Annotated in this window: 25 protein-coding genes; 3 read left to right on the top strand and 22 right to left on the bottom strand. The window is 64.7% G+C overall.

What is annotated here, in order from left to right; all coding sequences use genetic code 11:
• Positions 1-6: 6 nt before the first annotated feature.
• From JC616_RS09330 to pxpB, 5 genes are all read right to left on the bottom strand, one after another.
• Complete coding sequence (locus JC616_RS09330) at positions 7-993, bottom strand: DUF979 domain-containing protein (RefSeq protein ID WP_227107883.1); 987 nt, start codon at positions 991-993, stop codon at positions 7-9.
• Entirely contained in the window at positions 990-1,703 is a 714-nt protein-coding gene (locus JC616_RS09325) for a DUF969 domain-containing protein (RefSeq protein ID WP_107799645.1), read from the bottom strand. The genes JC616_RS09330 and JC616_RS09325 overlap by 4 nt, the downstream gene beginning before the upstream one ends.
• Before the next feature lie 63 nt (positions 1,704-1,766).
• Positions 1,767-2,504 (bottom strand): 5-oxoprolinase subunit PxpA, encoded by a 738-nt coding sequence (gene pxpA, locus JC616_RS09320; protein ID WP_227107882.1) that lies wholly within the window; start codon positions 2,502-2,504, stop codon positions 1,767-1,769.
• A complete protein-coding gene (locus tag JC616_RS09315) occupies positions 2,489-3,421 on the bottom strand; it encodes a 5-oxoprolinase subunit C family protein (protein WP_227107881.1) in 933 nt (310 codons plus the stop codon). Before JC616_RS09315 ends, pxpA begins: the two co-directional genes overlap by 16 nt.
• Complete coding sequence (gene pxpB / locus JC616_RS09310) at positions 3,414-4,076, bottom strand: 5-oxoprolinase subunit PxpB (RefSeq protein WP_227107880.1); 663 nt, start codon at positions 4,074-4,076, stop codon at positions 3,414-3,416. Before pxpB ends, JC616_RS09315 begins: the two co-directional genes overlap by 8 nt.
• Before the next feature lie 155 nt (positions 4,077-4,231).
• Between pxpB and JC616_RS09305 the strand changes: the two genes are divergently transcribed.
• From JC616_RS09305 to JC616_RS09295, 3 genes are all read left to right on the top strand, one after another.
• A complete protein-coding gene (locus tag JC616_RS09305; RefSeq protein ID WP_081546777.1) occupies positions 4,232-4,741 on the top strand; it encodes a winged helix DNA-binding protein in 510 nt (169 codons plus the stop codon).
• 479 nt (positions 4,742-5,220) lie between these two features.
• Positions 5,221-7,644, top strand: coding sequence for a putative bifunctional diguanylate cyclase/phosphodiesterase (locus JC616_RS09300; protein ID WP_107799649.1), 2,424 nt, complete (start codon positions 5,221-5,223; stop codon positions 7,642-7,644).
• Between the two features lie 96 nt (positions 7,645-7,740).
• Positions 7,741-8,535 carry a TenA family transcriptional regulator gene (locus tag JC616_RS09295; RefSeq protein WP_227107878.1) on the top strand — a complete coding sequence of 265 codons (795 nt, stop codon included), beginning with the start codon at positions 7,741-7,743 and terminating at the stop codon, positions 8,533-8,535.
• A 117-nt stretch (positions 8,536-8,652) separates the two neighbouring features.
• On the opposite strand, the gene gltX is transcribed toward JC616_RS09295, so the two are convergent.
• From gltX to fliJ, 17 genes are all read right to left on the bottom strand, one after another.
• Positions 8,653-10,038, bottom strand: coding sequence for a glutamate--tRNA ligase (gene gltX / locus JC616_RS09290; RefSeq protein ID WP_227107876.1), 1,386 nt, complete (start codon positions 10,036-10,038; stop codon positions 8,653-8,655).
• 120 nt (positions 10,039-10,158) lie between these two features.
• Positions 10,159-11,190: a substrate-binding domain-containing protein gene (locus JC616_RS09285; protein WP_227107874.1), complete on the bottom strand. Its 1,032-nt coding sequence runs from the start codon at positions 11,188-11,190 to the stop codon at positions 10,159-10,161.
• 134 nt (positions 11,191-11,324) lie between these two features.
• Positions 11,325-12,263 (bottom strand): ribose ABC transporter substrate-binding protein RbsB, encoded by a 939-nt coding sequence (gene rbsB, locus JC616_RS09280; protein WP_107799653.1) that lies wholly within the window; start codon positions 12,261-12,263, stop codon positions 11,325-11,327.
• A 235-nt stretch (positions 12,264-12,498) separates the two neighbouring features.
• The gene (locus JC616_RS09275; RefSeq protein WP_019099980.1) at positions 12,499-13,437 is read right to left on the bottom strand and encodes an ABC transporter permease; all 939 of its coding nucleotides are present in this window, start codon (positions 13,435-13,437) and stop codon (positions 12,499-12,501) included.
• Positions 13,438-13,503: 66 nt separating this feature from the next.
• The gene (locus JC616_RS09270) at positions 13,504-14,997 is read right to left on the bottom strand and encodes a sugar ABC transporter ATP-binding protein (RefSeq protein WP_227107872.1); all 1,494 of its coding nucleotides are present in this window, start codon (positions 14,995-14,997) and stop codon (positions 13,504-13,506) included.
• Between the two features lie 11 nt (positions 14,998-15,008).
• Positions 15,009-15,407, bottom strand: coding sequence for a D-ribose pyranase (gene rbsD / locus JC616_RS09265; protein ID WP_107799654.1), 399 nt, complete (start codon positions 15,405-15,407; stop codon positions 15,009-15,011).
• Positions 15,404-16,291: a ribokinase gene (locus JC616_RS09260; RefSeq protein ID WP_227107870.1), complete on the bottom strand. Its 888-nt coding sequence runs from the start codon at positions 16,289-16,291 to the stop codon at positions 15,404-15,406. The genes rbsD and JC616_RS09260 overlap by 4 nt, the downstream gene beginning before the upstream one ends.
• Before the next feature lie 298 nt (positions 16,292-16,589).
• Positions 16,590-17,315: a YebC/PmpR family DNA-binding transcriptional regulator gene (locus JC616_RS09255; RefSeq protein ID WP_107799656.1), complete on the bottom strand. Its 726-nt coding sequence runs from the start codon at positions 17,313-17,315 to the stop codon at positions 16,590-16,592.
• 97 nt (positions 17,316-17,412) lie between these two features.
• Positions 17,413-18,189 carry a flagellar biosynthetic protein FliR gene (gene fliR / locus JC616_RS09250; RefSeq protein ID WP_107799657.1) on the bottom strand — a complete coding sequence of 259 codons (777 nt, stop codon included), beginning with the start codon at positions 18,187-18,189 and terminating at the stop codon, positions 17,413-17,415.
• Positions 18,189-18,458, bottom strand: coding sequence for a flagellar biosynthesis protein FliQ (gene fliQ, locus JC616_RS09245; protein WP_019099986.1), 270 nt, complete (start codon positions 18,456-18,458; stop codon positions 18,189-18,191). The genes fliR and fliQ overlap by 1 nt, the downstream gene beginning before the upstream one ends.
• A gap of 71 nt (positions 18,459-18,529) precedes the next feature.
• Positions 18,530-19,276: a flagellar type III secretion system pore protein FliP gene (gene fliP, locus JC616_RS09240; RefSeq protein WP_107799658.1), complete on the bottom strand. Its 747-nt coding sequence runs from the start codon at positions 19,274-19,276 to the stop codon at positions 18,530-18,532.
• Positions 19,273-19,722, bottom strand: coding sequence for a flagellar biosynthetic protein FliO (gene fliO, locus JC616_RS09235; RefSeq protein ID WP_227107868.1), 450 nt, complete (start codon positions 19,720-19,722; stop codon positions 19,273-19,275). The genes fliP and fliO overlap by 4 nt, the downstream gene beginning before the upstream one ends.
• 11 nt (positions 19,723-19,733) lie before the next feature.
• Positions 19,734-20,183 carry a flagellar motor switch protein FliN gene (fliN, locus tag JC616_RS09230; protein WP_048414031.1) on the bottom strand — a complete coding sequence of 150 codons (450 nt, stop codon included), beginning with the start codon at positions 20,181-20,183 and terminating at the stop codon, positions 19,734-19,736.
• Between the two features lie 29 nt (positions 20,184-20,212).
• Positions 20,213-21,214, bottom strand: coding sequence for a flagellar motor switch protein FliM (gene fliM, locus JC616_RS09225; protein ID WP_048413985.1), 1,002 nt, complete (start codon positions 21,212-21,214; stop codon positions 20,213-20,215).
• A gap of 5 nt (positions 21,215-21,219) precedes the next feature.
• Positions 21,220-21,681, bottom strand: coding sequence for a flagellar basal body-associated FliL family protein (locus tag JC616_RS09220; protein ID WP_227107866.1), 462 nt, complete (start codon positions 21,679-21,681; stop codon positions 21,220-21,222).
• A gap of 166 nt (positions 21,682-21,847) precedes the next feature.
• The gene (locus JC616_RS09215) at positions 21,848-22,789 is read right to left on the bottom strand and encodes a flagellar hook-length control protein FliK (protein ID WP_227107864.1); all 942 of its coding nucleotides are present in this window, start codon (positions 22,787-22,789) and stop codon (positions 21,848-21,850) included.
• Positions 22,790-22,862: 73 nt separating this feature from the next.
• On the bottom strand, positions 22,863-23,291 hold the full coding sequence (fliJ, locus tag JC616_RS09210) for a flagellar export protein FliJ (protein WP_227107862.1): 429 nt from the start codon (positions 23,289-23,291) through the stop codon (positions 22,863-22,865).
• Positions 23,292-23,304 lie beyond the last annotated feature (13 nt).

Below are 23,304 nucleotides of genomic sequence, written 5' to 3'. Positions count from 1 at the left end.
GTCTCCTCAACGGAACACGATGAAATACATCAATAGGATATTCACGCCCAGCAAAGCCAGCGCGGTGGGAATCTGGGTCTTGATCACCAGATATCGGTCCTTCAGCTCCAGCAAGGCCGCCGGCACGATATTGAAATTGGCCGCCATCGGCGTCATCAGCGTGCCGCAATAGCCGGAATACATGCCTATCGCCACCAGCGGCGCCGCGTCGGCGTGATGGCCGACGATCAGAAAAGGCAGCGCGATGCCGGCGGTCATCACCGGGAAAGCCGCGAAGGCGTTGCCCATGATCATGGTGAACAGGGCCATGCCGATACAGTAGATCGCCACCAGCAGAAAACGATTGCCCGGATCCACGAACAAGCTCACCGCTTCCTGCACCGCCTGGCCGGTCTTGGCGGCGACGAACACCCCGCCCAGCATCGCCAGCATCTGCGGCAGGATGGCGGCCCAGCCGATGGCGTCCACCAGACGGCGCGATTCCCGCACCGCCTGCAGCGGCGTTCCGCCGGTCAGCCTCCAGCCCAGCAGCACCGCGCAAACGCAGGCCACCGCCAAGGCGGCCAGGGTCAGATGCTTCTGATCCAGCAAGGCGAGACCGCCTATCCCCACGCCCTTCAGCGCCAAGGTGCAGGCCACGGTCAGCAGGGGAATCAGCAAGGCGGGCAGGAAGATCTTGTTGCCCAGACGCTGGGCGGCGTCCTGCCGCTGCCCATCGCTTCTTTGGCTATAACTGCCCGGAGCCAGCAGGCCGGCGCCGGCCAATAGGGCCAGCGCGACAACAACGAGTCCCACCAGGCGGTAGGTCATCGCCTTGCCCAAGACGGCCGTCATCAAATCCCCGAACAAAAAGGTGGCGCCGAACAAGAACCAGAACAGCGCGGTGGTGTAACGCTTGGGGTTGCCGCGGTCGCGCAGCGTCATGCCCACCAGGAGCATCACCACGATGCCGATCAGATAATAAACGTCATTGATGCTGAACCATGCATTCATGCCGCGGCCTCCTGTTTCGCGCGCCAGGCGGCGATATCGCCTTGCAGACTGGCATCAAGCCGCGCCAAGCGCGCCATATGGATGATCAGCGCGCTGATGGCGGTGGGAATCGCCCACAGGCCGATGTGCAGCGGCTCGATATTGGCGATGCCGTTTTCCTTGAGGAAGGCGTCCATCAGCAAGACCGCGCCAAAGGCGATGAAGATGTCCTCGCCGAAAAATACGGCGATATTGTCGCAGGCGGCGGCATGGGCGCGGATGCGGTCGCGCAGGGCCTGAGGCAGTTCCCCCAGTTGATTGGCCGCGGCGCCTTCCGCCATCGGCGCCAGCAGGGGGCGCACGGTTTGGGCGTGGCCGCCCAGATTGATCAGGCCCAGCGCCGCGGTCAGCTCGCGCACCACGAAATACAGCATCAGGATGCGCGCGGTGGTGGCGCTCTTGATGCCGGCTATCCATTGCTGCGCGCGCTCTTTCAAACCGTAGCGCTCCAGCAGGCCGATCACCGGCAGGATCAGGATGAAGGTGGCCAATTGACGGCTATTGAGGAATTTCTCGCCGAAGGTTTCCAGCAGCGTCCCCAGGTCCATGCCGACCGCCAGGCCGGTGCTCAGACCGGCGGCGGTGACCACCAGCAGCGGATTGAAGCGCAAAGCGAAGCCCGCCACCACGACGGGAATGCCCACCAGGGGCAGATAGGATGCAAGATCCATGCAGTTTCTCCTTTGTATGATGGAAATGGCCGCCTGCGGACGGCTCTAGTTTCCGGCTAACGCTCACAAGGCGACGATGTGTACCCCCTCCTGTTCCAAGCGTTGGCGCAGCAGCCGCGCGAAGTGCAGCGCGTGCGCGCCGTCTCCGTGCAGGCAAACGCTGTCGGCGCGAAGCGCCAGCTCGCCGCCGTCCAGGCAGGCCACGCGACCGCGCAGCACCAGATCCAGCGTCTGACGCAAAGCCTGCTCCGCGTCTTCGATCACCGCGCCCGGCGTTCCGCGCGGCGCCAGGCTGCCGTCGGCCAGATAGGCGCGGTCGGCGAACACCTCTTCCACCGCCTGCAGACCGTGGCGCCGCGCCGCGCGGCCGGACTCGCCGCCGGCCAGGCCGACCAGCCTCAGCTCAGGATCCCAATCCCTCACCGCGCGGGCGACGGCGTCGGCCAGCGCCGGATCGCGCGCCGCCTGGTTGTACAGCGCGCCGTGCGGCTTGACGTGACGCAGCCGCGTTCCGGCGGCCTTGGCCATGGCCGCCAGCGCGCCCACCTGGTACAACACGTCCTGGTACACCCGCTCCGGCGCGCGCTGCATAGTCCGGCGGCCGAAATGTTCCCGGTCGGGAAAGCCGGGATGGGCGCCCAGCGCCACGCCTCGCCGCGCCGCCGCCTGCACCGCCAGCCACATCTGTTCGGCGTCGCCCGCGTGCCAGCCGCAGGCGATGTTCACCGAACTGACCTGATCCATGATCGCCGCGTCGTCGCCGCAGCCCTCGCCGATATCGGCGTTCAAATCGATCTGCATGCCTGACTCCAGTCCTGTCCCTGCAAGTACCCGCGCAGACGCGCGCGCGCCGTCGCCGCCTGCTGCGCGTCCACCATCTCGAAACGCAGCCTGGCGCCCGGCCGCGCCTGCGCCAGCTTCCACAAATCCGCCTCGATCACGCAGGCGATGCGCGGATAGCCGCCCGTCGCCTGCGCGTCCGCCAGCAACACGATGGGCTGGCCGCCCGGCGGCGCCTGCACCACGCCGGGCAGCACGCCGTGGGACGGCAAGTCCCCGTCGGCCTCGCGCGCCAGCGCGTCGCCCTGCAGGCGGTAGCCCATGCGATTGCTCTGCGAGCTCACCGTCCACTCGCCTTCGCTGAAGGCCTGCCGCGCCTCCCGGGCGAATTGCCGCCACTCCGGGCCCGGCAGCGCGCGCAGCGCCGGCGACCAAGCAAGATTGCGCCGTCCCAGCCGGCCGGACAGCGCCGCCGCCGGCCCCAGCGGCAAGCGGTCGCCCGCCTCCAGCGCCCGCCCCATCCAGCCGCCCAGACCGGCCTGCAGATCGGTGGCGCGCGCGCCCAGAGCCAGGGGCGCGTCGATGCCGCCGGCCAGGGCGAGATAGGCGCGCATGCCGTGGCGGCAGCCGCGCAGCAGCAGGCGCTGGCCCGCGCGCGCCGGATAACGCCAGCCGCTCCACACCGGCTCGCCGTCCAGTTCCGCGTCGAAATCCGCGCCCATCAAGGCGAACCAGCCGTCGCGCAGAAAGCGGACGCCAAACGGCCCCAGAGCCACTTCGATGCCGGCCGCGTCCGCGGCATTGCCCAGCAGGCGGTTGGCCATGATCAAGGCCGGCGCGTCCAGCGCGCCGCTTTGCGCCACGCCGAGGTGGCGCAAGCCGCGCCGTCCCAGGTCCTGTACCGTGCTTTGAATGCCGGCCTGCGTGATTTCAATCATCTCCGCCCTCCTGCGGCACAAAGCGCACGCTGTCGCCCGGCAGCAGCAGGGACGGTTCCGCGCGCCGCGGGTCGAATAATTTCAATGAAGTGCGGCCGATGATCTGCCAGCCGCCGGGGCTGGTCGCCGGATAGATGCCGGTCTGGCCGCCGCCTATGCCCACCGAGCCGGCCGGCACCGCCAGCCGGGGCTCGGCGCGCCGCGGCGTGGCCAGGCGCTCGGGCAAGCCGCCCATATAGGCGAAGCCGGGCTGAAAGCCGAGGAAGTACACCACGTAGTCGGCCGCGGCATGAGCGGCGGCGACATCCTCCTCGCTCAAGCCCGCATGCGCCGCCACCGCGGCCAGGTCCGGACCGTGGCGGCCGCCGTAGCGCACCGGCACGTCCACCCGCCGCAAGCGTGGCTCGGCCTCTTGCGCCGCCGCCCAGCCGCGGCGCAAGCGCTCCAGCCAGGCCTCGCCGTCGTCGGCGTCCGGATCGAAAATCAAAGTGAGATTATTCATGCCGGGCACCACGTCGATCAGCCCGGCCGCGCCCGTCAGCGTCTGCGCCAGCCACCAGATGCGGCGCTGACACGCCAGATCGGCCGGCTTCGCGCTCTCCAGCACGGCGGCGCGTTCGCCCAGCAAGTAATAGCGCATTGGGTTCGATGCCAAACCATTCTCCATATGCAACCGTCCGCCTCGCGGCGCTCGAATTTATTATTTTGCAGACAAAACATCTATAAATTATTTGTATTTATTGGCGATGTCCAGCACAAATGACGTTTTGCTATACTGGCCGGCCAGCCACCTCGTCGCCAGGCCCGTCCATGAACGCTCAACGCAATATCGTCTCCTCATCGCATCTGGTTTCGGAGCGTTGCGCCGAACTGTCCGAGTTCGAATTCGGGCTGATCGTGGCCAACAACGCCTTCAACCGCTGGATGATCCGCTGCATGGCGGCCGCGGGAGAAACCGATATGACCGCGATGGAGGTGTCGCTGCTGCATCACGTCAACCACCGCGGCCGCAGCAAGAAACTGGCGGACATCTGCTTCGTGCTGAACATCGAAGACACGCACGTGGTGTCCTATGCGCTGAAGAAGCTGGTGAAGATGGGCTATGTCGGCAGCGAAAAGGTGGGCAAGGAGGCTTTGTTCGCCACCACCCAGGCCGGCGTGGAACTCTGCCAGCGCTACCGCGACGTCCGCGAGCAATGCCTGATCAACGCGCTGATAGACAACGGCGGCCAACAGGCCGATATCGGCGACAACGCCCAGTTGCTGCGCATGCTGGCCAGTTTGTACGACCAGGCCTCTCGCGACGCCGCCTCCATGTAAGAGGCGCTTCAAAGTCCGCGGCGCTTCAGCGAGACGGCGTTGAAAACCCGTTCATAAGAGATCCGGCGCGGCGGCCGCGGACCAGCCCTCTTCCCCCTCTCGCGCCGCCGCTTCCCACCGGCGCGCGCACGCGCGCCGACCGCTCCCCGCCCCGCCTTGCGCGCACCGGCCGCCGCCATGGTCAAGCCAATAGCAAGCCCATGGAAATTAGGCTATTCATTTATTATCAAACTTTCTCATCTAAAATAAACATTCGATATAGTTGTCAAAAACATTGAATAATTTCGAATGGGATGATAAAAACGCCATACACCGGCACATAGACCGGTGAACTTCCGCCCGTCGGCGGGCGCGCCGCGACGGGCAGGCTCCGGACTCAAGCGCGGCGCCGGCTCGCCGCTCGGGCCGGAGATGTCGGCGGCGGCGCTTGATGGGGACCATTAGCCGCATAGTTACCATATTCATCAGCCGGAACCGCCATGAGGTCGAATACCGCCAACCGACAGTTGCTCTTTGTCGTGCTGCCCTTCCTGCTCATTGTCGTCATGCAGGTGGCGCTAAGCGCGTTCAGCCTCTACGTGGTGTCCACCGCCCGCGCCTACGTGGCGGGGGAAGGCCTGTGGTCTAAAGCGCAGAAGGACTCCATCTACCACCTGACCCGCTACGCTCAAACCGGCTCCGACCACGACTTCCAACGCTATCGGCTGGCCATCTCCATCCAATTGGGCGACCACCGGGCGCGGCTGGCGCTGGACCGCAAGCCGCCGGATCTGGACACCGCGCGCCAAGGCTTTCTGGACGGCGGCAACCACCCCGACGACATCGAAAACATCATCCGCGCCTATCTGTGGTTTCACCACGTCAGCTATCTGGCCGAAGCCATCCGCTATTGGAAAATCGGCGATTACTACCTGCAGGAAATTCAGACCATAGGCGAGCAATTGCGCCAAGGTTACGCCGACGGCTCCTTGAGCCAGGACGACAAGGCCGCCCTCACCTCGCAGATCGCCGAGATCAACGAAGCGGTCAAGGCGCCGGCCCAGGGCTTTTCCCGCGTGCTGGGCAACGCCTCGCGCGAGGTGAGCCAGGCGGTCTGGCGCGTCAATCTGCTGGTGGGCCTGCTGCTGGTGCTGCTGACCATTTTGCAGATCCGCCGGCTGATCCAGGCCTCGGACAATTACAAGGCCGCCTTGCAGGCGGAGCAGCAACGCGCCGAGATCACCCTGCAATCGATAGGCGACGCGGTGATCACCCTCAATATGCAAGGCGCGGTGATCTATCTGAACCACAGCGCCAAGCGCATGCTCAGCCACCTGGAGACGGAAAGCCTGGGCCTGCATTTCGACGAATTGCTCAGCCTGATCAAACAGGGGCAGGACAAGGACAGCACGCTGAGCTTCGCCGAGCTCTGCCGGCTGGACGAAAGCAGCCGCACCTATCCCAAGCTGAACATGCTGCGCCACAACGCGATTCCGCTGCAGGTCAGCCTGGTGGCCGCGCCGATACGCGACCGCCGCGGCGAGCAATACGGCATCGTGCTGGTGCTGCACGACAATACCGCGGAACAGCAATACATCAACGAGTTGTCCTGGCAGGCCAGCCACGACGCGCTGACCGGCCTGCTCAACCGCCGGGAGTTCGAAACCCGCGCCATCAAGGCGATCAAGCAGCTGGGCCAGGCCGAGGCGTCGCTGGCGCTGATGTTCATCGATCTGGACCAGTTCAAGCTGATCAACGACACCTACGGCCACGCCGCCGGCGATGAACTGCTGTGCCAGATCAGCCGTTCGGTGGCGCGGCGGCTGCGCGCCTCGGACACGCTGGCGCGGCTGGGCGGCGACGAGTTCGGCGTCTTGCTCGGCAACAGCTCGGTGGAATCCGCCATCGCCAAGGCCAATAATCTGCGCCAGGCCATCATGGAATGCAGCTTCCAGTGGGAAGGCAACCAATTTTCCATCAGCGCCAGCATCGGCCTGGTCTGCGTGTCCGACGCCGACACCTCGCTGGCCGAGGTGATGCGGTCGGCCGACATCGCCTGCTATATGGCCAAGGAAAAAGGCCGCAACCGCATCCAGCTCCACATCCCGCACAATTCCGAAGTGTCGGCGCGCTTTCACGAAATGGACTGGGTGCAAAGGCTGCGCCAGGCGCTGCGCGACGACAGCTTCACCCTCTACGCTCAGGACATCGTCCCGCTGGCCGCCCATCCGGAACGCGGCCGCTATGTCGAAGTGCTGCTGCGCCTCAACGCCGACGACGGCAGCCAGGTGCCCCCCGGCTTGTTCGTGCCGATCGCGGAGCGCTACGGCCTGATGACCGAAATCGACCGCATCGTGGTGGAAAAAGTGTTTCAGGAGCTGGCCCTGCTGCGCCGCGCCGGCAATCAGGACATCCGGCATTGCGCGATCAATCTGTCCGGCTCCACCTTGTGCGACGACGGCTTCCTCGCCTTCGTGCAGCAGCAGTTCCAGCGCAGCGGCGTGCCGCCGGAGCTGATCTGTTTCGAGATCACCGAAACCAACGCCATCGCCAATCTGGAAGCCGCGCAACGGCTGATCCACGAGCTGCGCCGGATCGGCTGTCTGTTCTCCTTGGACGATTTCGGCACCGGCATGTCCTCCTTCGCCTACCTGAAGCATTTGCCGGTGGACTTCCTGAAAATCGACGGCAGCTTTGTCCGCGAGATGGCGACGGACCCGATAGACCACGCCATGGTGGAAATGATCAACCACATCGGCCACGTCACCGGCAAGCGCACCATCGCCGAATTCGTCGACACGCCCGAGATCGTGGCCGAACTGCGCAAGCTGGGCGTGGACTACGCCCAGGGCTTCCACCTGAGCCGGCCGGAGCCCTTCGGCTTCCGCCACGCGCATGGAGACCGCCGAATGCGACAGCAATAGGCTACCGGCCTGGTCGTCAGGCCGGATCTGGGCGGCCGGGAGGCCGCCGCGTCTGGCCGGCTTGGCCCGGCTTTGCTTCTAAGGAAAGGGGACACCATGAGTAAAGAGATCGGTTTTGTCAGGAGCGGCCCGCTGATGGACCTCCACAGCTATCCGGAATGGACGCGGGAGCTGGTGCGCCATTGCGACGCCTTCAAACGCCAGGTGGTGGAACACGAGTTGTTCCGGCAAATGCGCGACGGCGTGCTGCCCGCCGCCATCCACCAGGCCTTTCTGCGCGGCGGCTGGCCGGTAATCGAACAGTTTCCGCAATACATGGCCAAAAACCTGCTGAAAGTGCGCTACGGCCAGCATCGCGGCCATGATATGGCGCGCCGCTACCTGATCCGCAACATCCGGGTGGAGCAGAACCACGCCGACCACTGGGTGCAATGGGCCGCGGCGTCCGGCGTGGACACGGACAGCCTGCTGCGCAACCCCCAGGCGCTGGAAACGCTGAGCCTCAGCCACTGGTGCCATCAGGTCTGCGAGCGCGAATCGCTGGAGGTGGCGATGGCGGCCACCAATTACGCCATCGAAGGCGCCACCGGAGAATGGTGCGCCGCCGTCTGCTCCAAGGAGGACTACGCCCGGCAGTTCCCCAAGGAAAAGCGCGCCAAGGCGATGAAATGGCTGGCGCTGCACGCGCATTACGACGACGAACACCCCTGGGAGGCGCTGGAAATCATCGTCACCCTGGTGGGCGAAAATCCAAGCGCGCAGCAAGTGGCCGAGTTGCGCCACGCCATCTGCCAAAGCCACCGCTACATGCGCCTGTTGCTGGATCATTATATGAGCCAGCCCGCGCCTGAGACTTGCGCGCGCGTCTGCGCCGAGCCGGCGCTGGCCTGAGGATCTGTTCAAGGCCTGTCAAGAGGCGCGCGCCTGCGCCGCATGGGCGTGACGCCTAAAACAAACCGCCCCGCAAGCCAACGCTTGCGGGGCGGTTTTTTAGCGGCGACGGCCGGCTCAGCCGCGCAGGCGACGCAGCACTTCGTCCTTGCCGATCAAGGCCAGCACCGCGTCCACCGACGGCGTCTGGGTGGTGCCGCACACCAGCACGCGCAGCGGCATGCCCAACTGGCCCATCTTGATGCCCTCTTCCGCGCAGAAAGGCTTGAACAGCTCGTGGATGCCTTCCGCGGACCAGGCGTCCAGCGCCGCCAGCTTGTCGGCGAAACGACCCATGCGCGCCACGCTGTCGCCGGACAGATGCTTATCCACGTCGGCCGCGGCGGCCTCGCGCTTGCGATAGAAATAATCCACTTCCAGCGCCAGCGCGTTCAGGTCCTGCACCCGCTCCTTGACCAGGGCGATCACCTCCTCGATGGCGGGCCCGCCGGCCAGCTCGACGCCGGCGGCGGCCAGGCGCGGCGCGATCAGTCCGGCCAGGCGGCCGTTGTCCGCGCTCTTGATGTGCTGGGCGTTCAGCCACATGAATTTTTCATGGTTGAAGCGGCTGGCGGACGCGCTCACCGCTTCCAGGCTGAACCACTCGACGAACTGCTCCATGGAGAAGAACTCGTCGTCGCCGTGGCCCCAGCCCAGGCGCGCCAGGTAGTTGAGCAGCGCTTCCGGCAGAATGCCCTTGTCGGCGTAGTCCACCACGCTGACCGCGTCGCGGCGCTTGGACATTTTCTGGCCGTCCTCGTTGAGGATCATCGGCAGATGGCCGTACACCGGCAGCGGCGCGTTCAAGGCCTTCAGGATATTGATCTGGCGCGGGGTGTTGTTGACGTGGTCGTCGCCGCGGATCACATGGGTGATCTGCATGTCCCAATCGTCCACCACCACGCAGAAGTTATAGGTCGGGCTGCCGTCCGGACGGGCGATGATCAGATCGTCCAGTTCCTGGTTGGCGATCTCGATGCGGCCCTTGACCGCATCGTCCCAGGCCACCACGCCGTCCAGCGGGGTCTTGAAGCGCACCACCGGGGTCACGTCCGCGGGGACGGCCGGCAAGGTTTTGCCGGCTTCCGGACGCCAGCGGCGGTCGTAACGCGGCTTCTCGCCGCGCGCTTCCTGCTCTGCGCGCATCGCTTCCAGCTCTTCCTTGCTGCAATAGCACAGGTAGGCGTGGCCGGAGTCCAGCAATTGCTGGATCACGTCCTTGTAACGGTCGAAACGATGGGTCTGGTAGAACGGGCCTTCGTCGTAATCCAGGCCCACCCAGTGCATGCCGTCCAGAATCGCCTTCACCGACTCCGGCGTCGAGCGCTCCAGATCGGTGTCCTCGATGCGCAGCACGAACACGCCGTCGTTCTTGCGGGCGTAGGCCCAGGAAAACAGCGCGGTGCGCACGCCGCCGATATGCAGATAACCGGTGGGACTGGGAGCGAAACGGGTACGGATCATGGTGACTCAGGCTCGAAAATCGTGAAACGGCTATTGTACGCCGGCTGGCGAAGCGGCAGCAAACCCCAGGGTCTGTTGAGCTTTGTTTTTCCGCCGGGGAAAAACATAGTTCAACAGAGCCTAATCCGGCCAGCGCCGGTGCAGGCTGGCCGGCACCAGGGCCTCCGGCTCGGTCAGCGTCTGCCCTTCCAGCAGAGCCAGGGCCAGGTCCAGACTGCGCGCCGCCATTTCGCGGCTGTCCTGCACGATGGCGTCGACGCGCAGCGGCAGGCAGTCCAGCAAGGAGTGATCGTCGAAGGTCAGCAGGCGCAACGGCGCGTTGGCCAGGCCGCAATGCTGATTGAGAAAGGCCAGCGCGCCCTCCAGCAGCGACACCGAGGCGGTGAACAAAGCCTGAGGCAGGCGTTGATGCTGTTGCCGCCATTGCTGCATCAGTTCGAAACCGGAACGGCGCAGGTAATCGCGATGGCACACCCAGCCCGGCCCTTCCTCAACGCCGTGAAGCGCCAAGGCCTGACGATACCCTTGCAGACGGTCGCGGCTGGGCGACAGCTCAGGCTGGCCGCCGAAGAACACCACTTCGGACACGCCCTGCTCCAGCGCGTCGCCCACCAGGCGCTCCACGCTGGCGCAGCCGTCGGTCACCACCGACGGGATGCCGCTGCCGTCCACCCGGCGGTCGACGAAGACCAGCGGCAACCGCCGCACCCATTTCTGGTAGGACTTGGCCTCGTGCGTACACGGCACCACGATCATCGCGTCCACCTGCCGCGCCGCCAGATGCGCCATCACCTCGGCCTCGCGTCGCGGATCTTCGTCGCTGGTCACCAGCAGCATCTGGTAATCGCGCTGGCGGCACAGTTCCTCCATCGCCTGGGCCAAGGCCGCGTGGGCGGAGTTGGTCAGGTCGGGAATCACCAGCCCCACCGAGTTGCTGCGCCGCGAGCGCAAGGAGCGCGCCGACTGCGACGGGTTGAAATGCTGCTCGCGCGCCACCTTCTCCACCCGCTCCACCGTAGCCCGGGAAATGCGGTAGCGCTCGGCATGGCCGTTGAGCACCATGCTGGCTGTGGTGCGCGACACGCCGGCCAGTTCGGCGATGTCGTCTATGGTCAAACGCTTGTAGCCGCTCATCGACAGCCTATTCCTCATGCGGCGGCGCCATGCCGCCGCGGACTCGATTGCAAAACAGCCCCGGCCTGCGCAAGCGCGGGACGGGGCCGCCGATTGCCGGCCACCTTACCTCAAGCCGGCCCTCATCGCCAGAGCGAGACCGGTCTTCAGGCTTACTGCTTGACCAGGTTCAAGGGCACCGGGATGAATTTCTCCACCTGCTGGCCGTCGATCAGCTTCTTGGCGGTCTGCACGCCGTACTGGCCGATCAGTTCCGGCTGTTGCTGCACGGTGGCGGCCAGGCCGCCGGCCTTGACCGAGGCCACCGCGTCGGCGGTGGCGTCGAAGCCCACCACCGCGACGTTCTTCAGGCCGGCGGCCTGGATCGCCTTCAAGGCGCCCAGCGCCATTTCATCGTTGTGGGCGAACACGCCCTGCACGTCCTTATTGCCCTGCAGGATGTTTTCCATCACCGACAAGCCCTTGGCGCGGTCGAAATCGGCCGGCTGCTTGGCCACGATCTTGACGTCGGCCTTGCCGTCCGCCACCGCGTGGAAGCCCTGACCGCGCTCGCGGGCGGCGGAGGAGCCGGGGATGCCTTCCAGTTCCACCAGCCGGCCCTTGCCGCCCAGCTTCTGCAGCAGGAAGTCGGCCGCCATCTTGCCGCCGGCCACATTGTCGGAGGCGATGTGGGCGCTGACTTCGGCGCCGTTGACGCTGCGATCCAGCGACACCACCTTGATGCCCTTGCTCACCGCTTCCTTCACCACATTGGCGACGGCGGAGGAGTCGGTGGGATTGATCAGGATCACGCTCACCTTCTTCTGGATCAGATCCTCCACGCTGGCCTGCTGCTTGGCGGAATCGTCCTGCGCGTCCACGGTGATCAGGCGCACGCCCTCCTTGGCCGCCTCGTCTTCCGCGCCCTTGCGCAGCGAGACGAAGAACGGATTGTTCAGCGTGGACACCGCCAGGCCCACCACCGGCTGGCCGGCGGCCGCGGCCGGCGCGCTGGCGCCGGACGAGGCGCCGTCGGCCGGACCCTGCTTGGTGCAGGCGATCAGACTGGCCGCGATGACACTGAAAACCAAAGGCTTGATTAAGCGTTGCATATCGGAACTCCCCCTAGTGTGATGAAAGCGCTGCATATTGAAACTCCCCTAGTGTTATGGTCGCTTGCGCTGTTGTCCCGCCGCTGGCGGGCCGCGCTCTGAACCTGTTCACGATCTGTCACGCATCGACGACACGGCCTTGAAAACGGCTTCAGAATGCAGGTGCGACATGATGCGCGCGCCGCGTCCTCAGCCTTTTTCGTCTCGTCTCGCTCGCGAGATCGTGAAAACGTGCTTACTTCTTGCCGCTGCGGTCCAACAGCACCGCCAGCAGAATCACCACGCCCTTGATCACCTGCTGATAGAAGGACGATACGCCCAGCAGATTAAGGCCGTTGTTCAATACCCCGATCAGCAAGGCGCCGATCAGCGTGCCCACGATCCAGCCGCGGCCGCCGGTCAGGCTGGTGCCGCCCAGCACCACCGCGGCGATGGCGTCCAGCTCGTAGCCAGCGCCGGCGGTGGGCTGCGCCGAATTCAAGCGCGAAGTCAGCACCGCGCCGGCCATCGCCGACAGCGCGCCGGACAAGGTGTAGACCCAGATCTTGACCCGGTCCACCTTGACGCCGGACAGCCGCGCGGACTCCTCGTTGCCGCCGGTGGCGTAGACATGGCGGCCGAAAACGGTTTTCTTCAGCATGAACCAGAAGCCGGCGAACATCAGCAACATCCACACCACCGGCACCGGCACCACGCCGGCCACATAGCCGCCGCCCAACATGGAGAACATATCGCTGCCGAAGCCGGTGATCGGGCTGCCGTTGGACGCCACCAGCGACAGGCCGCGCAGAATGGTCATCGACGCCAGCGTGGCGATGAAGGGCGCCACCTTGCCCTTGCTGATCACCAGACCGTTGCAGCAGCCCATCAGCGCGCCGGACAGGATGCCCAACAGCGTGGCCAGCAGCGGATCGACGCCGGCTTGCAGCAGCATCGCGGTCAGCACCGACGACAAGGCCAGGATGGAACCCACGGACAGATCGATGCCGCCCAGCAGGATGACCAGGGTCATGCCGAAGGCGATCAAGGCGTTGATGGAGACCTGGCGCATCACATTGAGCAGATTGCCCATGGTCAGGAAGTCGGCGCTCATCACCGACAAGCCGGCGCAGATCGCCAGCAGGGCGATGAAAGGCCCGAGTTTTTGCAGCGTTGCTTTTTGTTGCGGGGTCATCTTGCTTACCGTTTCCCTTGCTTGCGCCCGATGGGCGCGACCTGAATATTCAATGCGCGGCGACGCTCAGTCCGCCGTCGCGCCGGCCGCCGCGGCCATGATGTCTTCCTGCGTCGCCGCGCCGGCCTCGAACAGCCCGGCCCGGCGCCCCTCGTGTATCACCAGGATGCGGTCGCTCATCGCCATCACTTCCGGCAATTCGGACGACACCATGACGATGGCCGCGCCGGCGGCGGCCAGTTGATTGATGATGTGGTAGATCTCCGCCTTGCCGCCCACGTCGACGCCGCGCGTCGGCTCGTCCAGCAACAGCAGCTTGGGCGGCTCCGCCAGCCACTTGGCGAACACCACTTTTTGCTGATTGCCGCCGGACAAGGATTTGACGTCCAGTTCCGCGTCGCGGGTGCGGATGCGCAATTGCTCGATCAGCCGTCGCGCCTCCTCGTTCTCGGAACGGCGGTTCACCACCCCCAGCCGCGCGTGGCGGCGCAGATGCACCAGGGTGGAGTTCTCCCGCACCGACATGCCCAGCACCAGGCCCTGGCTCTTGCGGTCTTCGGTCACGTAGGCGATGCCGGCGGCGATGGCGTCGCCGGGCCGGCGGATGTCCAGCTCCGCGCCGTCCAGCCTCACCCGCCCCTGCCGACGCGGCCGGACGCCGAACAAGACATTGAGAATCTCGCTGCGGCCCGCCCCCATCAAACCGGCCACGCCCAGCACCTCGCCGGCGCGGACCTCGAAGCCGATGTCCCGGATGCGGCCGTCGTCGGCCAGCCCTTCCACTTCCAGGCGCACCGCGCCGGGCGCGGACGCGCGCTTGGGAAAACGGTCGCCGATCTCGCGGCCCACCATCAGCCTCACCACCTCGTCGAAATCAGTGGCGGCGATCTGACGCTCGCCGACGAAGCAGCCGTCGCGCAGCACGCTGATCTTGTCGCAGACGCGGAAGATTTCCTCCATCCGGTGCGACACGTAGACAATCGCCACGCCGCGCCGCTTGAGCTGCTCCATGAAGACGAACAAGGCTTCGATCTCTCGCTCGGTCAAGGCCGCGGTCGGCTCGTCCATGATCAGCACCTTGGCGTTCAAGGACATGGCCTTGGCGATTTCCACCATCTGCTGCTGGCCGATGGACAGCTTGCCGGCCTCCGCTTCCGGGTCGATCTGGCCGGCGCCCAGCTGCTGCAAAATCTGGCGGGCCTCGCGCCGCATGCCGGCGCGCCGGATCACGCCGAAGCGGCTATGCTCGCGTTCGCGTCCCAGAAACAGGTTTTCCATCACCGACAGCTGCGGAATCAAATTCAGTTCCTGATGGATGATGGCGATGCCCTGGGCTTCGGCCTCGGTGGTGGAGCGTATCGTCGCCGGCTGGTCGTTGAGCAGAATCTCTCCGGCGTCGGCCTGATGGACGCCGGACAGAATCTTCATCAAGGTGGATTTGCCGGCGCCGTTCTCGCCCATCAAGGCATGCACTTCGCCGCCCGTCACGGTGAAATCCACCGCCTCCAGCACCTTGACCGGGCCAAAGGCCTTGCTGATGCCGCGCATGCTTACCTTCATCGCCCGTCCCTTCAAAAGATCACGCCGGAATACAGGATCACATTGGCGTACGGCGTGCATTCGCCGGTGCGGATCACCGCCTTGGCCTCGCGGCAGCGGCGCTTGAACTCCTCGTGCGGCGCGTATTCCACCGCCACGCCGTGCGCGGCCATATCGTTGGCCAGCACTTCCACCGCCGGGCTGTGCTGCAGGCATTCGGAGGCGAACAAGGCCCGCTCCGCCTTGAAGTCCGCCAGGATGGAGTCCAGCACGCTGGGAAACTCCGGCACGCCCAGGCGCAGGCTCAGGTCTATGCATTCGACGCCGGGCGGAATCGGCAGGCCGCAATCGGCGATCACCAGACTATCGGTGTGGCCCATGCCGGCCAATACCCGCGCGATGTCCCGGTTCAGATGTCCCAGCCGCTTCATGCCTGTTCCTTCAGCATCTGTTGCAGCGCGGCCAGCGTCGGCATGCCGCTCTGCGCGCCGGATCGCGTCACCGACAGCGCGGCCGCGGCGCAGGCCAAGGCCATCGCCGCCTCCAGGCCCTGCGGCCAGAACGCGGCCAAGGCGCCGTTGAAGGTGTCGCCGGCGCCGGTGGTGTCCACCGCGGACACCACGAAGCCGGCTTGATGATGCAGGCTGCCGTCGGCGCGGCAGAAATAAGCGCCGTCCTTGCCGCGCGTCATCGCCACCCGTCCCGGCAGTTTGCGCATCAGCGTTTGCCAATCGCCCTGCTCGTCCAGCGCCTGCGCCAGCTCGTGTTCGTTCGGCGTCAACAAGGCGGTCCGTTCCAGCAGGCTGGGCGGCAAGGGGCGGGCCGGCGCCGGATTCAGCAAAAAGGGCTTGCCGTGGCGTTGCGCCAGCTCAGCCGCGCGCTCCACCGTGGCCAGCGGCACCTCCATCTGCGCCAGCACCACGTCGGCGTCGCGGAAGGCTTGTTCGTCCTGATCCAGATGCTCCGGCAGCAACTGATGGTTGGCGCCGGGCACCACCACGATGGCGTTGTCGCCTTCGGCCAGGGTAATCGTCGCCAGCCCGGTGGCCACGTCCGCCTCGCGCAAGCGGCCGATGTCCACGCCCTCGGCCCGCAAGGTCTCCTTGAGCTGGGAGCCGAACATATCGCGGCCCACGCAACCCAACAAGCTCACCTGCGCGCCCAGCCGCGCGGCGGCCACCGCCTGATTGGCGCCCTTGCCGCCCGGATAGGACGCAAAGCGCTTGCCAAACAAGGTTTCACCCAGCCGTGGATAGCGCTCCGCTTCCACCACCAGATCCATATTGACACTGCCCACCACCAGGACCCGGGTCATAGTTTCCTCATCGTGATCAAACGACGCCGCGGCTAGCCCGGCGGCGTCAATTGCTAAAACGTAATCAGCTGACGCTTTATAGCAGAGCCGCCCACGCGCCGGAAGCGATAAACTCAATCTGTTCAGCAAATGCAACAGTCCACGCTAAGCCCTTCGGCGGCGCTTGACGCCGGGCGAGCTTCAATGTAGCGGCAAAACTACAGACGGGCCGCGCAGCCCGGACGCAAAAAAAGCTCCCCTGGGGGGAGCTTTCTTTTTCCTGCCGCCGCGGGGCCTGTGGCCTACCCGCGTCGGCGTCTTACTCGTCCAGCACCGCGGAGGTGTAGACGTCCTGGACATCGTCCAAGTCTTCCAGCGCGTCCAGCAGCTTCTGCATGCGCGCGGCGTCGTCGCCGGACAGTTCGGTCTCGTTCTGCGGCTTCATCGTCACTTCGCCCATCTCCGCCTTGAAGCCCTTGGCTTCCAGCGCGTCCTTGACGTCGGAGAACTCGTACGGACCGGTGATCACTTCGATGGAGCCATCGTCATTGGCGACCACGTCCTCCGCCCCGCTTTCCAGCGCGGCCTCCATCAAGGCGTCCTCATCCACGCCCGGCGCGAACACCAGATAGCCGCAATGGCTGAACTGGAAGGACACGCAGCCGTCGGTGCCCATATTGCCGCCGTACTTGGAGAAAGCGTGGCGCACGTCGGCCACGGTGCGGGTCTTGTTGTCGGTCAGACAGTCCACCATCACCGCCGCGCCGCCGATGCCGTAGCCCTCGTAGCGGCATTCCACGTAATCGACGCCGTCCAGCTGGCCGGTGCCGCGCTTGATCGCGTTCTCGATATTGTCCTTGGGCATGGACTCGGCCTTGGCCTTGTCCACCGCCAGGCGCAGGCGCGGGTTCATATTGGTGTCCCCGCCGCCCATCTTGGCCGCAACGGTGATTTCCTTGATCAAGCGGGTAAAGATCTTGCCACGTTTGGCATCCTGACGACCTTTGCGGTGCTGGATGTTAGCCCATTTACTGTGACCTGCCATAGTTGCCTCTGTCTGTTGTCCGGTCCACTGCGGACCTTTCAGTCAAAATTGGCGCTTATTTTAGCAGAACTTGAATCTGGACAGGAATGGCGGCCGCCTACTTGGCCTTGAGCATGGCCAGCATCATCTCGAAACCGGCCTGGTACATCTGCTCCAGCACCGGCACCATCATCGGCAAAGTCAGATAGATGCTGATGAAACCTATCATCAGGGTCAGCGGAAAACCGAAAGTGAAGATGTTGAACTGCGGCGCGGCGCGGGTCATCACCCCGATCGCCAGGTTGGTGATCAGCAGCGCCGCGATCACCGGCATGGCCAGCCAGACGCCCCACTCGATCAGATGGCCGCCCCACAGGGCCAGCGCCTTGATGCCCTGGTCCGGCATGCTCATGCCTATCGGCAGCACCCGATAGCTTTCCACCAGGGTGGACAGCACCACCTGGTGGCCGTCGAAGGCCAGAAACAATAGAAAGGTGAACAGGGTCAGCAGCTGCGACACCACCGGCACCTGGGCCGAGTGCATCGGGTCGAAGAACATGGCGAAACCCAGGCCGGTTTGCGAACCCATGATGAAGCCGGCCACTTCCACCGCGGAAATCACGATGCGCATGACGAAGCCCATCGCCAGGCCGATCAACAACTGCTGCAACAGGATGGCGATGCCCTCGGCCGACACCAGCGGCACCGCGGGCAGCGGCGGTAGCAAGGGCGCCAGCATCACGGTGAGGATCAGCGCGAAGCCGGCCTTGAAACGGCGCGGCACGCCGCGATAGGCGAACACCGGCTCCACCAGCAGCAGGCCGACGATGCGTGCGAACGGCCAGACGAACATGGCCACCAGCGCGTTGATCTGCGCGTCGGAAATGCTCAGCATCAGCCGATCACGTGCGGAATGCTCTGGAACAGCCGCGTGGTGTACTCGATCAGCGTGTTCAACATCCACGGCCCGGCCAGCACCAGCACCAGGAACATCGCCAGCAGCTTGGGAATGAAGGTCAGCGTCATCTCGTTGATCTGAGTCGCCGCCTGCAGCACGCTGACCAGCAGGCCCACCAGCAGCGACACCAGCAACACCGGCGCCGCGACGATGATCAGGATATACAGCGCGTTCTGCACGATATTGATGATCAGCTCCGGACTCATGCCGCCCGCTCCTCGCCTAAAACGCCGGGCCCAACCCGGCGACGTTTCCAGTCACAAGCCATCATGCCGCCTCAGCCAGTATAGAAGCTCTGCACCAGCGAGCCCATCAACAAGGTCCAGCCGTCCACCAGCACGAACAGCATCAGCTTGAACGGCAGCGAGATGGTCACCGGCGACACCATCATCATGCCCATGGCCATCAGGATGCTGGCCACCACCAGATCGATGATCAGGAAGGGAATGAACACCATGAAGCCGATCTGAAACGCGGTTTTCAGCTCGCTGATCACATAGGCCGGCACCAGGGTCTTCATCGACACGTCGGCCTTGGTTTGCGGCTTTTCCGATTGGGAAATCTCGATGAAGAAGGCCAGATCCTTCTCCCGGGTCTGGCGCAGCATGAAGGCCTTCATCGGCTTGCTGGCCTCGTCCACCGCCTGTTGCAACGTGATCTTGTCGTCGGAGAACGGCACCCAGGCCTTGGCGTAGACCTGATCGAAGGTCGGCCCCATCACGAACAGGGTCAGAAACAGCGACAAGCCGACGATCACCTGGTTGGGCGGCGACTGCATGGTGCCCATCGCCTGGCGCAGCAAGGACATCACGATGATGATGCGGGTAAAGGCCGTCATCATCAGCATCATCGCCGGGATGAAGGTCAGCCCGGTCATGAACAGCAACATCTGCAGGCTGAGGGAGTAATTCTGCCCGCCGCCGGCCGCCGGCGTGCTGCTCATCATCGGCAGGCCGCCGGCCGCGTCCGCGATCAAGGGCGTCGCCAGCAAGGCCAAGGCGCCGTATCGGAGACAGCGCTTCATTGCGGCCCCGCCTTGTCCTTGCGGTTCTTGTCCATCGCCGCCTTCAACCAGCGCGCAAACGGCTCCGCCGCCGGCGCGACCTCGGTTTCCGCGCCTTCCGGCCGCGGCAGCTTGCTCAGCAGATTGACTTGCTGCGGCGTCACGCCCAGCACCAGCCACTCGCCCTCCAGCTCCACGATCACCACGCGCTCCTTGGGCCCCACCATGGTGCCGCTCACCACCTTCAGGCGGTTGGACGCGCCCAGCATGCCGCCGGAAAGCCGTTTGAACAGCCAGGCCATGCCGACAATGGCGCCCAGCACCACCGCCAGGCCGAACAAGACCTGCAGCAAACTCATGAACGGCGACGGCGCGGCCGCCGGCGGCGCGACGGTGGCCGCGGCGGCCAGACCGGACGCCGCCAAATAAAAAGCGCCCTGCACTGCACGGCGCGTCATCGCAAACATGGCTGACCTCGTCATTTTTGCAGGCGGCGAATGCGCTCCGCGGGCGTGATGATATCGGTCAGCCGGATGCCGAACTTGTCGTTGACCACCACCACCTCGCCCTGGGCGATCAGGCAGCCGTTGACCAGCACGTCCATCGGCTCGCCCGCCATGCCGTCCAGTTCCACCACCGAGCCCTGCGCCAATTGCAGCAGGTTGCGGATGGCGATCTTGGTGCGGCCCAGTTCCACGGTCAATTGCACCGGGATGTCCAGAATCATGTCCAGATTCTGCGGCACGCCGGCGCCGGACGTGCTCGCGCCCAGTTCCTGGAACAGGTTCTGCGCCGGCACCGCCTCGGGAGCCGCGTCCACCACTTCCTGCTCGGCCATCGCGGCCGCCCAGTCGTCCATCGATATCTCTTCCTCGCCGCCGGCCCCGCCGGCGGCGGCTGCCGCGGCGGCGGCCGCTTCGGCCTCCATCTGCGCGGCTTGCAATTCTTCTTCGCTCATTACTCTTTATCCCCCAGAGGCTCGTGAAAATCATTCGCGCCGGCCAACACTTGCTCCACCTTCAGCGCATAGCGCCCCTGCACGGTGCCGTAGCTGGCTTCGAACACCGGAATGCCCGACACATCGGCCTCCACCCGTTCCGGAATCTCCAACATCACCACGTCGCCGTTCTTCAAATTCAGAATCTGACCCAAGGTCACCTTGGTCTGGCCCAAGGTCGCCACCAGCTCCACTTCCGCCGCCTGCACCTGATGCGTCATCAGGTTGACCCAGCGGTTGTCCACCTCGGTGCGGTCCGCCTGCATGGTGCTGGACAGCATGTCGCGGATGGGCTCCACCATCGAATACGGCAGACAGATATGGAAATCGCCGCCTCCGGCGCCCAGTTCGATATGGAAGGTCATCGCCACCACCACCTCGGTGGGCGTGGCGATGTTGGCGAACTGGGTGTTCATTTCGGAGCGCAGGTAGACGAACTCGATCGGATGCACCGGCTCCCAGGCCTTCTGGCATTCGACGAACACCACGTCCAGCAAACGGCGGATGATGCGCTGCTCGGTGGGGGTGAAGTCGCGGCCTTCCACCCGCACATGGTAGCGCCCGTCGCTGCCGAACAGATTGTCGACGATCAGGAAGACCAGATCCGGGTCGAAAATCAGCAGGCCGGTGCCGCGCAAAGGCTTGACGTGCACCAGGTTGAGGTTGGTGGGCACCACCAGGTTGCGGATGAACTCGCTGTACTTCTGCACCCGCACCGGCCCAACCGAGATTTCCGCGTTGCGGCGGATGAAGTTGAACAGGCCGATGCGCAGATTGCGCGCGAAACGCTCGTTGATGATTTCCAGCGTCGGCATCCGGCCGCGCACAATGCGCTCTTGCCGGCCGATATCGTAGCCGCGGACGCCCTGCGCGTCCCCGCCGCCGCTGTCATCCTCATCCTCCCCGGAGACGCCCCTGAGTAGGGCATCTACCTCTTCCTGGGAAAGAATATCGTCGCCCATGCCGCTTACTGCTTCTGGATGATGAAGGAAGTGAAGAGCACGCTTTCCACCGGCTGCTCCTCGCCGGCGTCCATCGACTCATTGATGATCTGCTTGACCTGGGCTTTCAGCCGCACCTTGCCGTCCGGCGTCGCCAGCTCGACCGCGGACTTGGACGACAGCAGCAGGATCAGCGCGCTGCGAATCTTGGGCGCGTAATCGGTGAATTTCTTTTTGGCTTCCTCGTCGGCCAGCTCCGCCTGCATGTCCACCTGCAGCAAAGAGCCGTCGTTACCGGCCAGATTCACCACGAAAGTGTCCAGCTTTTCAAAGATCGGCGGACCTTCTTTTTTCTTCTTGGGTTTTTCCTTGGTCTGCTCGGCATGTTCGCCGGCCGCCGCCGGTTTATTCATATTAGTGAACATGTAAGCGGCCAAGCCCCCCACCGCGGCCAACACCAGAACCAGCAACACAATGACGATCAGCATCAATTTGCCGCCGCCCCCTGCTTTTTTCTCTGCTTTTTCCGCTTTTTTATCTTCTGCCATATACCTGCCCTGTTCACTGGGTGTTCATAGTGAAATCTTAAACGATTTCTTCACTATATTTTCTAATTTTAGATGCCAATTGAACAGGGGAGATTATCACAAATGATCAGGCGAAAATGCTGAGAATGCCTCGAGCGGCCTTGATGCTGCTCAATGCATCCATCGGCTCGGGCTCGGCGCTCTCGTTCTCGCGCTGCGATTGTCCGCGCTGAAACGCCTGCTGTTGCTGTCCGGATTGTCCGCTGGACACTTGCGCGTCGGTCAGCTGAATGCCGCCGGCGGCCAGCATGGAAGACAGACGGTGCATATTGTTTTCCAGCGCCTCGCGCGTGGCCGGCACCGCCGCGGCGAACAATACCTGGGCCTGGTCGTTGCCGTTCATCTTCAGCGTCACCTCGATCGGCCCCAATTGCGGCGGATTCAACTGGATCTGCGCCTTGTCGGCCTTGAGGCTGACCATGCCCATCACCTGCTCGCTCATAGCCTTGGCCCAATTGGGATCGGTCACCGGCTGCTGCACGGTGAACACCGGCGTGGGCGCCGTTTGCTTGACCGCCAGCTGTTCATGCCCCTGGAGCGGCAAAAACTGCGGCAGGACCTTGCCGTCTTCCGGCAAATTTTGCTGCGCCTGCAGGGGCAGGTTGCGGGTCTTGCCAAGAGCGGCGGGCAGGGTCGCGGCGACGTCCGGCTTGAGATCCACCGGCTTGGCGCCGGTCGGCAAATCGCCGCTGGCCCGCGGCGCGGCCATCGCCTGCTGCTGGACGGGCTGCTGCGCGGCGGCCATCAGCGGCATGCCCGGCAAGGGCGTCGCCTGCGCCTGGCCGTCCTCGCCCTTGGCCGGCTTATCCTTGTCCAGGCCTGCGTCCGCCAGCGGATCGGCGTTGGCGCCCGGCAGGAAGGAACTGCCCAGGGCGCTCATCTGCAGCCCCAGCAGGCTGGCGAACAGGTCGCCGGCGCCGGTATCGCCGGCAGTGGCCAGATTGCCGCCCGGCATATTGGCTTTGCCGCCGACCGGATTGGCCGCGGCTGCGTTCACAGGTGTCGTCATGGCCGACTCTCTACAAGTAAGACGCAGACAATAAAGCAACTAGCGTGCCAAGCGCCGGCCTTGGAGCAAGACCTTATTCCTCGCCGTGGGTGCTGTCCCAGAAACGCCGGGTGGCGAATTCGTCGCTGGCCTTTTGCTGCAGCCGCGCCTCGCGCACGGCGGCGCGCTCCTGCTCCCGCTGCAGCAGTTTTTCATAGGCCTTGAGCTTTTTGTATTCATGCTGCCAGGCCTGACGCTCCAGCAAGAAACGCTGGGTGCAGCGCTCCACCTCGCCCTGCTGTTGCACCATGGCCTCGTCCAGACGGGCGAGAAAACGCTGGAAATCCTGATACTGCAACGCGCTGATGCCCTGAGCGCCGCGGCTGGTCAGCCGTTGCCGGTACTCGCCGCGAAACGCGTCCAGCTGCTCCTGACGCGAACGGGCGTCCGCCAGACGGCCTTGCGCCAGCCGCATGCGTTCGGCGGCGGCCTTCTGCTTGTCCTCGGCCAAGCGAATCAACAACAGGTATTTGCTC

Origin of the sequence: Chromobacterium rhizoryzae (assembly GCF_020544465.1) — a bacterium.
Taxonomy (GTDB): domain Bacteria; phylum Pseudomonadota; class Gammaproteobacteria; order Burkholderiales; family Chromobacteriaceae; genus Chromobacterium.
Note: the sequence above shows the minus strand (reverse complement) of the source record. Positions and strands in the feature narration are given on the sequence as shown.